Consider the following 13,803-nt stretch of genomic DNA (forward strand, 5'->3'; position numbering starts at 1 on the left):
TGCACTATTTCCTAAAATCTCTCGGTTTTTGCGAAGATATTCTCAAATTTATGATCTGCCATACTCGGTATGTTGATAGGCTTATGATAGAGTCCAATCCATAGTCAGCCAAAATAAAAGAACTATTTTGGCTATTAAGCTTATGGTTTTAGGTCGAGAAGGTATTTTCGTGGCTTTATTCACTCAACAGCGACTCAATCAAATTTTTGCAAGTATCCTTGATGAGGTAGTGCCTCAAGATGAGCTAGCTAAGCGTTTTTCGGTATCAACCCGAACAATTCGCTCTGACATTAATGAGATAAATGCACTCATACAAAATTACAGCGCTCATATCCTCTATGAGCGAGGCCATGGTTACCGTTTAAAAGTCGATGATGAAGCGCTTTTTGCTAAACTTACCCAGCAAAACCAAGTCGAAAATAGTATTCCTCGTACCAGTAAAGAGCGTGTTGATGCGTTATTGCTAAAACTATTGATGCTCTCTTTACCCGTAAAATTGGACGATATCGCGGAAGAGTGGTTTATTAGCCGTGGAACGCTACAGCAAGATATGAGTGTTGTCAGAGAGCATCTACAAAAATACCAGATCTTATTAGAAAGCATTCCACATCAAGGGATCCGTCTTAACGGTAGTGAGTGGGCCATCCGAGCTTGCATGACCGAAACCCTATGGCGCCGCTTTTCACAGCAAATTAATCAAGACTTATCCATTTTCCAGCCTGAATGTTTAGATAACCTTGATTTGACCTATATCGATAAAGTTCTCCATAACAGTATGAACCGTTTTGATGTTCGTTTAAGTAATGAAGGGCATCTATATCTGGTATTTAATTGCGCTGTCACTATTTTGCGGATCACTCGAGGCCATGAACTCACATCTATCGTTAAAGATCATGATAGTGAAGAGACGCTACGTAAAGCCTGTGAAGAAGTTTCGAAAGGGCTTATTTATTTTCTTGGCAGTGATCTATCAAGTGCAGAACTCAGCTATCTGCATGATCAAATCATCGCACAGCGCATTACCCACCAAGATATTACTCAACAAAAAAATCATCATCATCATGAATTGGTTGAATATATTCTTAATTATATTAATGAATTATATAATTATGACTTACGTGATGATGAGAAACTCAAAAAGGATCTCAATACCCATATTGCGGCCCTGATGACACGTCTGCAATATCACATTATTACCCCTAACCCTTTGTTAAGTGATATCAAGCAATATTATCCTTTCGCCTATGATGTCACGCTCAGTGCACTGACCAGTGCAAGTAAGCAATTACTTCCTTATCCAATCAATGAAGATGAGCTTGGTTACCTTGCCGTTCACATTGGTGTTAGTTTGGAAAGGAATTATGGTGCCGGCTCTATTCGCCAGACAGAAGTGCTAGTTGTCACCGATGCGGGAAATTCCACATTTCGAGTCGTTGAATCAAAAATCATGCGTGAGTTTCCACAACTCAAATTTAGCCGAGGGTTAACTCTACAAGAATATGAGTCATTAGATGAAGTCGAAGAAGACTTTGTGATCACCACCGTTCGTATTTCTGAAAAAAATAAACCCGTGATCAAGATAGCGCCATTTCCGACGCCTTATCAACTAGAGCAGATCGGCAAATTAGCCATGATAGATCAAACCCGCCCCTATATTATTGAGCGCTTCTTTGATGAACGCTACTTTATGGTGATTAATGACAAAATCAGCCAAGAAACATTATTTCAAACGGTTTGCCATAAATTACAACAAGATGGCTATGTGACTGCGGATTTTTATCCATCATTACAAGAGCGCGAATCGATTGTTTCTACATTATTAGGCGAAGGAATTGCGCTTCCTCATTCACTGGGATTATTGGCAAATAAAACGGTTGTCGTGACGATTGTTGCCCCTAAAGGTATTGAATGGAACAAAGAGACGAAAGAAAACGCCTATGTGGTTTTCCTATTGGCGATTAGCAAGGCTGACTATGAGGAGGCTATGGCGATTTATGATCTTTTCGTTACCTTCGTAAAAGAGAAAACCACCCGTAGGCTGATTACGGTTAAAAATTTCAATGAATTCCAAGTGATCGCGAAAGACAGTCTGGCGCGTATCTAGTGGTTTGCTCGATTTATCAATCACTTTGCCTATCTCACTGCGTATTAAACGATAGGCAAAAATTCAGTGTGATAAAACGGTAGCTTCCTACTCTCGAATCACAAGGGCCTCCGGTTGCCTGAAATGAGTTCAACATCTTTGTGGTTACAGCAACTTTTAACGCAGATCATCGCTCGCTTCCACTTGTTAGCGGAAAAGGGAAGAATCGACTATTTTGCGTGATCATAACCGCAATTCTGTTATTTTGTTTTTCACCAAAAATCGCCTGTTTCAGGGCTAATCTCTCTAAGTGGAAATGCTCAGTTCCCTTTTATACCTATTTCCACTTTTCGATTTCCACTTTATTTACAGCGGCTATTTCGCCTTTCCAGTTCTATCATTACATTGCTAATAATTTGAATTTCAAAAGATTTAATAAATAAATTACTTAGTTATGCTTATTTTAGACACTCCAATATTGAGTTATTTTCCATTTTATTTCCGGTTGGTTTAATTTTTATACGCATTACACTTATTTTCCCTTCCAATTTATTTCCACTTACAAGTGGAAATTCAATGTCTGCACAACTCCTATAGAACCGACTAAGGTATTCATCATGAAGGAACAAAGCGGTTTAATTGCATTATTACCTTGGATTTTAAACAGTTATGAGTGAATCAGTTGTCGTTTTCAAGATGTCGGAAGATAACCTCGATATCGATGAAGTAACACAGGAGCTGTTGGTCATCATTAGTGGCTGGCTTCAACAAGAAGATTGCTACACCACCGATGTACAACAACAGATGTTGGAGTCTCATCTGAGAGCCATGGTTGCGAGAGCAAAAACGGGTGAAGCGTTACCAGAAGTCGATATCAGTTTGTTCGATGAGATTTCGGCGCACTCGATAGCATTATCACAACGTGTTGTCGATGCACTTCCTGGATTAGCGCCAGAAGAGACATTTTTACTCTCTGTTCACTTTGAAGTTATCCGTTCGAATGATTAATTTTTGGGGAATATCACTATGAAACAAGTTGTTGTTGCTATCGGAGATCGTTTAGGGAAAGGCCAAAAAGTTGCCGCAGGTGTAGAGGCAGCAGGTGGCAAAGCGATTGTTGTACCTGGCGTTGCCGCTGATATGAAGCTAGGTGATGTCATGAATGCCGAACACGCTGATTTGGGGATCTCGTTTTGTGGTAGTGGCGGCGCTGGAGCCATCACTGCACAAACCAAATATGGCTACAAAGCACGTTACGGTATGCGTTCAATTGAAGAAGGAGAAACCGCCATTGCAGAAGGCTGCACTGTATTAGGTTTCGGTTTTATGGATAAAGAAGAATTAGGTGAGCGCTTGGTTAAAGCTTATATCAAAAAATACGGCGACGCGTAATGAAGAAATCTATCGAAACGGTTGTGCGAGTCTCGGGGCAAGGTGACAGCAAGCAAAAAGCGATCGCTGATGCACTGAACTCGGTTCAACGCACGGTACTAAAAGAGAGCAATGACATAATCCTGCGAATCGAACCTAAGGATGTTGCCGTTGTAAGTGCACACTCGCACTCGCGGACAGAAAAATTTCTTTTCGTCTTTCTGCCGCGTAAACGTGAACATTTCCGTGTGGTGCTCGACGTTTCGCTAGATGTCACCCTACTTTCTGTCAACGAAATACCATTTACAGAACAATAAAAACAATTCAGGTCTGGAGGCATTTCTATGAGTGAAACTGCATCTTTCTTAGAAATATTGGGTATGTCCCTCATCATCGGCGGCCTATGTGGCTTTGGCCTTGGTGCAGGGGCTGCTCGTATGTTCCATGCCCCTACAGTGCAAGGAATGGGGGCATTCCGTACACTTGGGGAACTTAATGCCTGTGAAGGAGATCCCGCATCTCACTTCTCATTCGGTTTAGGATTCTTTTTCAACGCATGGGCATCATCCGTTGCCGCGGGTGCATTCACACAAGACGTTGATCACCGCATTATTCCTAACTGGGGGGCAGCCGCTTTATTATCCAAAAATCGTAATGTGGCTGAAACACTGCATAACCCGAAAAAAATGGCGATTGCCTGTACCGTGATCGGGGCCTTAGTCGTCGCGTTCTTAAATACGACCGCTTCTGCTGTTCCTGCTGCGCTGCAAACAACCGCAATTAATGTGTTAGTTCCTGCGGCAAACCTGTTGGTTAACACAGTGATGCCTGTGATTTTCTGGCTAGCCGCTATGGATGCAGGTCGACGTTCTGGCTTCTGGGCAACCCTTTTCGGTGGTTGTGCTCAGCTGATTATGGGAAATGCTATCCCAGGTTTAGTCCTCGGTATCCTGATCGGTAAAGGTGTTGATGATAACGGCTGGAACCGTGTGACACGCACAATGATGATCACTGTCGTATTGCTGTTTGTTTTGAGTGGCTTCTTCCGTGAATTTGACTTGAAGATGATCACCTCTTTCCATCTGGATAAACCTCTGTGGCTTGAATACATCCATGGACTATTGAGCGGGAAATAATCATGACAACTGAAATTAACAAACAAGATTTTTGGTACGCGGAGTGGTCCTTCCCAATCTTTGTCGGACTGTTATCTGCTGGAATTTTTGCCGGTACTCATATGTATGTTGTTTATGGGTTCGGGGCATTTAACGAAGTTGCGTTCGTGGCAATGTTAAAAGCCGGCTTAGATACGGGGGTTTACGGTGCGGTCGCCGCATTTGGTGCCAGCTTCCTATTTGCTCGTATTATCGAAGGTTCATTGGTTGGTATTTTAGATATTGGCGGTGCACTACAAACAGGGATAGGCCTCGGTGTTCCTGCACTGTTCCTTGCCGCCGGATGGGATATTTTAGTTACCAATTTCTGGATCTCACTGGTCACGGGTTTAGTGCTTGGTTTAATTATCGGCCTGATCATTATCTTTGCGCGTAAATTTACCATTGCACAAGCCAACTCCACCTTTGGTGCAGACATCATGATGGGGGCTGGTAATACCTCAGGTCGCTTCTTAGGGCCTTTGATTATCCTCGCCGCTATGGCTGCATCGATACCAATTGGTATTGGGTCACTAATTGGTTCATTGATCTTCTATGTATGGCAAAAACCCGTCGCAGGTGGCGCAATTTTAGGGGCGATGCTATTTGGGTATTTCTTCCCTCTTGCAGCCTAACCTCATGATAAAAAAGAAGGTAACTATGTATTCTCTAATCATCAAACAGGGTAAACGTATCGATGGAACACACATTGATATTCTTATTAAAGATGGAAAAATCGAAGCTGCAGGCCCTGAGTTGGCCTGCAACCAACAAGCTGAAAAATGGATTGATCTGAAAGGAAAAATCTACGTCAGTGCCGGATGGATTGATTCACATGCTCACTGTTTTGTTGAGTCTCCTATCTATTTCGATCAACCAGATTTAGCCGGTGCTGCTGGAGGTGTTACTTCATTAGTTGATGCAGGCAGTGTTGGTGCTGATGATATCGACAAATTTTATCAATTAACTCAAAAGGCCCAAACCAACGTCTTTTCATTATTAAATATCTCTCGTATCGGTATTATCGCGCAAAATGAGTTATCAGATATGAAGAATATTGATGAAACCTGTTTTCAGCAAGCGATTGAGCGCCATGAGGGTTTTGTCGTTGGTATGAAGGCTCGCATGAGTAAAAGTGTTGTTGGTGATAACGGTATTGAACCGCTGCTTAAAGCGAAACAAATGCAGAAAAAACATCGACTGCCACTTATGGTACATATCGGTAATAACCCCCCCAATATTGATGAAATTGCCGATCTCTTAACACGCGGCGATATTATTACTCACTGTTTCAACGGTAAACCGAATCAAATTCTCGGTAGTGATGGTAACTTAAAACCCTCTATTGCCCGAGCATTAGCTCGAGGAGTGATTTTGGATGTGGGTCATGGCGCTGAAAGCTTTAGTTTTAAAGTCGCCGAACAAGCCATGCGTATTGGTACCTACCCAGACATTATTAGTTCCGATATCTACCACCGTAACCGTGTTAATGGCCCTGTCTACAGCCTTGCATTTGTGATGACGAAATTCCTTTGCATGGGCTTTAGTGCTGAAAAAATAATTCGTTGTGTAACAGAAAAAGCTGCCGATTTATTAGCGCTTCCCGCAAAAGGTTACTTAAAACCTGGTTTTGATGCTGATATCACGCTATTTGACCTGAAAGAAGAACGCACAGAGCTGACGGATGCAGAAGGAGAATGTCGTACTGGCACTCATCGCTTTGTGCCTATAGCGGCAATTATTGGCGGAAAACATATTGTTCATGCAGAAGGTGAATCTGAATATGCAATCGATTTATGAGAAATATCAGCTAAGACATGTGATTAACGCCTCTGGCCGCATGACCATACTCGGCGTCTCTACGCCGAGTCCAGAAGTTGTCGAACGCGTAGCTTACGGCCTAAACCATTACTTTGAGATCAAAGATCTGGTTAATAAAACGGGCGATTATATTGCCAAATTGCTCAATGTCGAAAGCGCCGTTGTCGTCTCTTGTGCTTCAGCAGGGATAGCACAGGCAATTGCTGCGGTGATCGTGCGTGATGATGATGATTTACTGCTAAATCTGCACTCATCGTCAAAAAACGTACCACGGGAAATCATTTTACCGAAAGGCCATAATGTGAATTTCGGTGCGCCTGTCGATACTATGGTGGCATTAGGTGGTGGTAAGGTTATCGAAGCGGGCTTTGCCAATGAGTGTTCACCTACACAACTATCAGCTAAGGTAACGCCACAAACAGCAGCCATCCTCTATATTAAATCTCACCATACAGTTCAAAAAAGTATGCTCAGTGTTAGCGAAGCGGCTGCCGTTGCTCGCCAACACAATCTTCCTTTAATTGTTGATGCTGCTGCGGAAGAAGATCTCACCAGTTACTACCAATCCGGCGCTGATTTAGTTATTTACAGTGGCGCAAAGGCCATTGAAGGCCCTACAAGTGGGTTAGTGATCGGTAAAAAAACCTATGTGGAATGGGTAAAACGTCAGAGCCAAGGTATTGGCCGAGCCATGAAAGTCGGAAAAGAAGGGATTTTAGGCCTGACGCTCGCGATCGAGCAATATTTGACAGCCACTAAAGAAACTGGCGCGGAGATGGTTGAGCGCATGGGTGAATTTATCGAAGCACTCAATTCGCTGCCTGCCATTTCAGCACGTATCGTTTGGGATGCGGCTGGACGTGATATTGCACGTGCTGAAATTAGTTTCGATGAAAAAATGATAGGTAAAACAACTTACCAAATCATGAATGAATTAAAACAAGGGGATACGGCAATCTATTTCCGTGAATACAAAGCGAATGAAGGCAAAGTGGAAGCTGATATTCGTAGTGTTAGCAATGAGCAACTTAATACGATTGCTGAACGTATCCGATTGTTAGTTAAAGGAATGTAGTATGAAATTATCACCAAATTTTTATCAAGATCGGGTATGTTTAAATGTACTCGCAGGCAGCCATCAAAATGCCAAAGATATTTATGAAGCCGCGGAAACCTTTGTGGTCGTTGGCGTGCTCTCTAAAAATTACCCTGATTTAACCAGTGCCATTGCAGATATGCGCATCTATGCAAAAGAAACCAATAATGCGCTTTCTGTTGGTTTAGGGGCCGGTGACCCTAACCAATCCACAATGGTTTCGTTGATTTCAAAAGCGATCCAACCGCAACACGTTAACCAAGTCTTCACAGGCGCTCCAATTAGCCGCGCCCTGCTTGGGCAGGATGAAACCTTTGTCAATGCGCTGGTTTCACCAAGTGGAACAAAAGGCATGGTGAAAATATCAACGGGGCCATTAAGCTCCCAAGCACCTGATGGTATCGTGCCGGTAGAAACGGCGATTATGATGCTTAAAGACATGGGAGCTAGTTCAATCAAATTCTTTAATATGAAAGGGTTAACTTATATTGAAGAGTATAAAGTCGTTGCACAAGCCTGTGCCAAATTTGACTTTTCCCTTGAACCTACAGGGGGGATTGATTTGGAAAACTTTTCCCAAATTTTACAGATTGCATTAGATGCTGGTGTGAAAAAAATCATCCCTCATATCTATAGTTCAATCATTGATAAAGAGAGTGGAAATACACGTCCAGAAGATGTACGCCAACTGCTCACAATGGTTAAACAAGCACTAAAATAGCGTTAATCACTTTGCCTCAAAGAGTAGAGGGGGATATTTTCCCCTCTACAATAAACATCTATTATTTTGTCTATCATAAAGAATAAAATTCATATCCATAGCTCCCCCTATTAATCGCCCATAACTATGTTGACTGGTATATCGCTTTTCCACCGGAACCAAAATCAGACCGATAATTTTTTATCTCGCTCATTTTTCTAATAAAGTAATGAGTATCCTTATTCGCAAAAAACTCTATTAATTTTTTACTGCAACAGGCTATATCTAAATTAAAGTTTTTTCATCGCGATAGTTGCGTATTTTTCTTTCTGTATCATTAATAATGACTGGCTCACCTATTTATTACTTCTTAAACAAACGACACTTTTAAATTCCATCTAACTGACTTAATCCCCATTCATGACTAAATATACTATTTTCTACTCATCACTTTTCCAGCATTACTTTATCTTTAATAGTGATAACGTTTTTATTATTTTTAATAGCGCTCAACTTACACATTATAAAAAGGCAAAAAAAGAAATACACAAAGCAAAAATATAGCTTATTTGACGGGCAATACGCTATTATATATGAGTTATTTAATTAGCTATTCATATGCAAATTTTTTCACTGGGTATTTGCGCTTAAGCTCTTTCGATAATATCGTTGCTTTTCTTAGTTCATCAATGGTCATCTGTTTTTCCATGTTATTTAACGTATCCTCATCGTATTTAACGGAATAAGCAGCTATCGAATACCATGCGTAACCTGTAACTTTATCTCCCATGTTAAAAGTTTGTCGCCCCAATTCTGTTTGAGCGCGCTCATTTCCTTGTTCCGCCGAGGCTTTCAATAGTAATAATGCTTTTTGCGGATCTTTTTTAAGATAGCTCCCAGTTAGATAATGTTCAGCAAGATGTTTTTGTGCAACGGGGTCATTTTGAGCGGCTGATTTGTTTAAATATTCAATGCTGAGGCGTTTCATATTGACCTTATTTTTAACATTAGCCATCCAATAATCGTTTTCACTGGTGATATATTGCGCAATAGCATCCCCATGATCTGCCGCCTTTTTATGCCATTCAAATGCCATATCTCTATCACGCTGAATATGAACGGTATCCTTTTCATACATGTTACCTAGCTGATACTGCGCCTCAGCATTCCCAGTATCTGCCAGTTTTTTGGTTTTAATAAACAGCTTAGAGGGTTCTCTTAATTTTTGCCCTTCCATTAATGGCTTATAATTAGGCGATAATAACGGAACGATAACATTGACTTCTTCGTCAGGCTTTAGCCAATGACGATTCACATTAGAAGGATAATTATTGAATATGGGGGCAGATGTACTTGATACACTTTGATAATGCTTATCACTATTATTTTTTAATTTAATTAGAAATAAATAGTTATGAGCAATTTCATTGAGCTTCATCATCCATTCATCATTGACGTCTAATCCAAATTCATCGTTACCATTTGCATGAAGTGATAATGTCTTTGGTGATGAACCTCCCCCTAAATCAATCGACGTTTCAAGCACAAGGAAATCTCGCCCATCAATCATTGAACAGTCAATAAATTTAGTATTTTCTAATTCTGTGACTTGTTCTTTTAATAAATTAACATTATCGCAACTTTCAATTATTGAAAAAAGATTAATTTTTTGTGTTGTCGCTTTTTCATTTATTATTGATTCTATATCAATTGGCTTATAATCAAGTAAATAAGCATTCGCGTCTATCACTATAAGACTTAGAAATAAAGCGAGATATTTCATTGTATAAACTCTCTTTTAGAATGGGATATTTCTCTTATCGGACTTCATTATATGGTATTACCAATATTATTCGAATACGATAATTTACTATAAAAATTTGGTATGCATGACACCCTATAAAAACGTACCAATGAAAAAAGATGCAGCCTTTAGGCCCCCAAAAGATAGGCACTATCGCATATGAGTATAAAAAATGCCCCACCGTACTCATGCACGTTGGGGCGTTTATTTGAGGAGTCGGCCGATAAGCCGGGTTCTGTCGTGGACAACCATTCATCTAGGCCAGCACTTGCGCACTGGCTCCAGCAACCTACCCGAGTTCAATGCGGGCCGCATCATATGAACCCCTATTTGGTCTTGCTCCGGGTGGAGTTTACCGTGCCACGGACTGTTACCAGCCGCGCGGTGCGCTCTTACCGCACCCTTTCACCCTTACCTGAGCCTGTAAACAGGCCATCGGCGGTTTGCTCTCTGTTGCACTAGTCGTAGGCTTGCGCCTCCCAGACGTTATCTGGCACCCTGCCCTGTGGAGCCCGGACTTTCCTCCCCTCTACCCGTCTCCCAAAGGACAACGATAAAGCAGCGGTTGTCTAGCCAACTCCGAGGCGGATTATAGGCACTTTATCTATTCATGTATAGGGGTTTGTACCGTTATTCCTCGTCACTTGATTGTTCAAGCATCAATTTATATAAGCGGTTCTTTTTCAACCCGTATATTTCGGCGGTAATCGCAGCCGCTTTTTTCGGTGGCAACTCTTGCTGTAATAAGTTTAAGGTACGGATCACTTCCGGTGAAATATCATCCTCATCTAGATTCGCTTTATAGCCTTCAACAACCAGCACCATTTCGCCTCGATGACGGTTTTCATCTTCTTTAACCCACGCTAATAATTCACCGACAGGGCGCCCTTCGATTGACTCCCAAGTCTTGGTTATTTCACGAGCAAGTACAACATGCCGTTCTGGCCCCCACACTTCAACCATGTCTGCTAAACTATCGAGTAAGCGATGTGTTGACTCATAAAAAATTAATGTGCGAGTTTCTCGTTCAAGTGCTTTAAGGGCGTCTTTACGACCTTTACTTTTTGCGGGTAAAAAACCTTCATAGCAAAAACGGTCAGAAGGTAACCCCGCAGCACTGAGGGCAGTGATAGCGGCGCATGCTCCCGGTAATGGAACAACGCGGATCCCGGCTTCACGGCAGCGAGTGACTAAATGATAACCAGGATCGTTAATTAAAGGTGTACCTGCATCGGAAACTAATGCGATACTATCACCCTGTTGAAGTCTGCTAATTAATTGATCTGCCTTCTGCTGTTCATTATGATCATGTAAGGCAAACATGCGTGCATTAATGGCAAAATTCTGCAACAGCATTCCTGAATGCCGTGTGTCTTCTGCAGCGACAAGGTCAACATGTTTAAGAACATCCAGCGCACGTTGCGTGATATCGCCCATATTACCGATAGGGGTAGGCACAATATACAGCGTGGATGCCATAACCACTGCTTGATTAGGTTGATTCATTGTTTCATCCGAATAGCCGGTTTAAAATTAAGCAACTGAAAATACACCACTGGATACAGTATGCGTCCTTCAATTTTTTTGCATGTAAAAAAAGGGTTAATCTGCACGGCAATGCTATCTGCTTTAGTGTTGTCAGGCTGTCAACTCACAGGGGATAACAGAGCACCGATCACCCCAACGACACCTGAGCAAATCAGCTCTGAAGTCAGTCGTTATCAGTCTATCATTGATTCTGCACAAGGTAAGCCTTCCGTTGAGGCTTTACGTGCCTATATCAGCCAAGAGCCATTGCTAACAGAACAAGCTGCTCATCAGGCAAATATCGATGGTACGTGGCAAATGTTAACACAAATGGCACCTAATCAGGTGGAGGGAATTGGAGTCGAAGAAAATACCCTCGCTGGATGGGTTGATTTGTTGGATATCTACCTCAATAACCGTGACGATATTGATGCACTACGTGCCGGTATTAATGACTGGAAAATCCGTTATGCGGATCACCCAGCGGTAAAAACCCCACCAAATCAACTTACTCAGTCATTGCAACCACCAGTTGGAACCTCACCAAAAATTGCGCTTTTCCTTCCTATGAGCGGTCAAGGGAAAGTCTTTGGTGAAGCTATTATGCGGGGCTTTATGGATGCACAAAAAGGCTTACCACAAGCCCCTGTGGCAACCAGCAATAGTGCACCAGTAGCAACACCTGAGGCAAATAGCGGTAATGATGTATTAGAGCAAATCTATGCGGAAGTTGCAGCGACCACAGGTAATAGTAGCCCAAGCAGTGAGTCTGAAGTGGTCAATCCTTCGTTGAACATTGCGCCCGCGCCAACCAATACCCAAAGTGTCAAAGTCTTTGATACGAATGGGAAGTCACTGCCTCAGTTACTGCAACAAGCACAAAGTGAAGGCTTCACGTTAGTGGTTGGTCCACTATTGAAACCTGAAGTACAAGCGATTGCGCAAGCAGGATCGCCATTAAGTGTACTGGCACTGAATGAATTAGATGCCGATAAGCTACAGCCACGCCCAAATCTTTGCTATTTTTCCTTGTCGCCAGAAGATGAGGCCAAAAATGCTGCTGCACATATGATGGCCGATGGGAAACGTGCTCCATTGCTTCTCGTTCCTTCAAATGCCTTTGGTGAGCGTATTGCTAAAGCATTCGCTGAAGAGTGGCAATCAAAAGGTGGCGCAACCGTACTCAAACAGTCCTTTGGATCTACTGCATCGCTCAAAGAGTCGATAAACCGCGGTGCGGGTATTCGCATGACAGGTATACCTGTTATTGTTAATCAGCAAGTGGCGGCAAAATCAATCGATGGACAAAATTATCCTGAGCTTACTCAGCCTGAGCCGCAAGTAAGTTCAGCGAGTGCCGTTGATGCGGTCTATATTGTGGCGACTCGTGATGAATTAACTTTAATCAAACCAATGATTGAAATGGCGATTAGTAGCCGCCAACGCCCTGCGCTCTATGCTAGCTCACGCAGTAACCAAGCAGGTAATGGCGCTGATTTCCGTTTCGAAATGGAAGGGGTTAAATTCAGTGATATTCCATTGTTAGCGGGTGCAAATAATAATTTGCGCAAACAAGCTCAACAAAAGCTCAACAATGACTATTCCCTATTACGTCTTTATGCGTTAGGGGTCGATGCTTGGGCACTCGCGAATAACTATGATCAATTACAACACAATGCTCAATTCCGCTTACAAGGTGCATCTGGTGCCTTAAGTGTCGATAAAAACTGTGTTGTATACCGCGATCTTCCTTGGTTGCAATTCAATCAAGGGCAAATCAAATTGGCAAAATAAATTTTGTCGCGCAATTAGGATAATTGCCAAACTTTAAGACAAGGACGTCATGCAACCTCTCAAAAAAACATTAAAATGGTTAACTGGCCGGTACTATGAAAATCGGGTACTGGCTTTCCTGCAACAACAGGGGTTAACATTTATTGAACGAAATGCCAGAAATCGCCATGGTGAAATTGATCTTATCATGCGTGATAGCACTGGTTGGGTATTTGTTGAAGTACGTTTTCGCCAAGATAAGCAATATGGTGGAGCACTGTTATCAATTGATCGGTGCAAACGCAGAAAACTGATTGCCACCGCTAAATATTGGCTTGCCGAAAAACAAGAAAGCTTCGAAACTACCGCATGTCGTTTTGATATCTGTGCGATTACTGGTCGTCAGTTTGAATGGATACAGAATGCCTTTAACGATAGTGAACATGTTGGTTAATTTCACAGGAAAATAAGCAA

The 13,803-nt window shown here is 42.1% G+C and carries 13 protein-coding genes and 1 other RNA gene; 11 read left to right on the top strand and 3 right to left on the bottom strand.

What is annotated here, in order from left to right:
- The first annotated feature begins 142 nt into the window (after positions 1–142).
- From M1E93_RS17055 to dagF, 9 genes are all read left to right on the top strand, one after another.
- Positions 143–2,104, top strand: coding sequence for a BglG family transcription antiterminator (locus tag M1E93_RS17055; protein ID WP_169342266.1), 1,962 nt, complete (start codon positions 143–145; stop codon positions 2,102–2,104).
- Between the two features lie 648 nt (positions 2,105–2,752).
- The gene (locus M1E93_RS17060; RefSeq protein ID WP_004925351.1) at positions 2,753–3,091 is read left to right on the top strand and encodes a transcriptional antiterminator; all 339 of its coding nucleotides are present in this window, start codon (positions 2,753–2,755) and stop codon (positions 3,089–3,091) included.
- A gap of 18 nt (positions 3,092–3,109) precedes the next feature.
- Entirely contained in the window at positions 3,110–3,475 is a 366-nt protein-coding gene (locus M1E93_RS17065; RefSeq protein ID WP_004925354.1) for an SFCGS family glycine-rich protein, read from the top strand.
- Positions 3,475–3,771: a DUF4312 family protein gene (locus M1E93_RS17070; RefSeq protein ID WP_004925357.1), complete on the top strand. Its 297-nt coding sequence runs from the start codon at positions 3,475–3,477 to the stop codon at positions 3,769–3,771. Before M1E93_RS17065 ends, M1E93_RS17070 begins: the two co-directional genes overlap by 1 nt.
- 27 nt (positions 3,772–3,798) lie before the next feature.
- A complete protein-coding gene (locus M1E93_RS17075; RefSeq protein ID WP_014657591.1) occupies positions 3,799–4,590 on the top strand; it encodes a DUF4311 domain-containing protein in 792 nt (263 codons plus the stop codon).
- Positions 4,591–4,592: 2 nt separating this feature from the next.
- Positions 4,593–5,243, top strand: a complete 651-nt coding sequence (locus M1E93_RS17080; protein ID WP_004925362.1) for a DUF4310 family protein — start codon at positions 4,593–4,595, stop codon at positions 5,241–5,243.
- 25 nt (positions 5,244–5,268) lie between these two features.
- Positions 5,269–6,408, top strand: coding sequence for an amidohydrolase/deacetylase family metallohydrolase (locus M1E93_RS17085; RefSeq protein WP_014657590.1), 1,140 nt, complete (start codon positions 5,269–5,271; stop codon positions 6,406–6,408).
- A complete protein-coding gene (locus M1E93_RS17090; protein ID WP_004925369.1) occupies positions 6,392–7,504 on the top strand; it encodes a DgaE family pyridoxal phosphate-dependent ammonia lyase in 1,113 nt (370 codons plus the stop codon). Before M1E93_RS17085 ends, M1E93_RS17090 begins: the two co-directional genes overlap by 17 nt.
- Before the next feature lies 1 nt (position 7,505).
- Positions 7,506–8,246, top strand: coding sequence for a 2-dehydro-3-deoxy-phosphogluconate aldolase (gene dagF, locus M1E93_RS17095; RefSeq protein WP_004925371.1), 741 nt, complete (start codon positions 7,506–7,508; stop codon positions 8,244–8,246).
- A 589-nt stretch (positions 8,247–8,835) separates the two neighbouring features.
- Here dagF and M1E93_RS17100 read toward each other — a convergent pair.
- From M1E93_RS17100 to rsmI, 3 genes are all read right to left on the bottom strand, one after another.
- A complete protein-coding gene (locus tag M1E93_RS17100) occupies positions 8,836–10,008 on the bottom strand; it encodes a tetratricopeptide repeat protein (protein ID WP_104873212.1) in 1,173 nt (390 codons plus the stop codon).
- 229 nt (positions 10,009–10,237) lie between these two features.
- Positions 10,238–10,610: RNase P RNA component class A (rnpB, locus tag M1E93_RS17105), an RNA gene on the bottom strand.
- Positions 10,611–10,659: 49 nt separating this feature from the next.
- Positions 10,660–11,535, bottom strand: a complete 876-nt coding sequence (gene rsmI, locus M1E93_RS17110) for a 16S rRNA (cytidine(1402)-2'-O)-methyltransferase (RefSeq protein WP_004925382.1) — start codon at positions 11,533–11,535, stop codon at positions 10,660–10,662.
- A 60-nt stretch (positions 11,536–11,595) separates the two neighbouring features.
- On the opposite strand from rsmI, the gene M1E93_RS17115 reads away from it, so the two are divergent.
- Complete coding sequence (locus tag M1E93_RS17115) at positions 11,596–13,350, top strand: penicillin-binding protein activator (protein WP_104873211.1); 1,755 nt, start codon at positions 11,596–11,598, stop codon at positions 13,348–13,350.
- A gap of 49 nt (positions 13,351–13,399) precedes the next feature.
- The gene (locus M1E93_RS17120) at positions 13,400–13,783 is read left to right on the top strand and encodes a YraN family protein (protein ID WP_004925388.1); all 384 of its coding nucleotides are present in this window, start codon (positions 13,400–13,402) and stop codon (positions 13,781–13,783) included.
- Positions 13,784–13,803: the final 20 nt, after the last annotated feature.

The sequence above is a fragment of the Providencia sp. PROV272 genome (genome assembly GCF_049901975.1).
Lineage (GTDB): Bacteria > Pseudomonadota > Gammaproteobacteria > Enterobacterales > Enterobacteriaceae > Providencia > Providencia stuartii.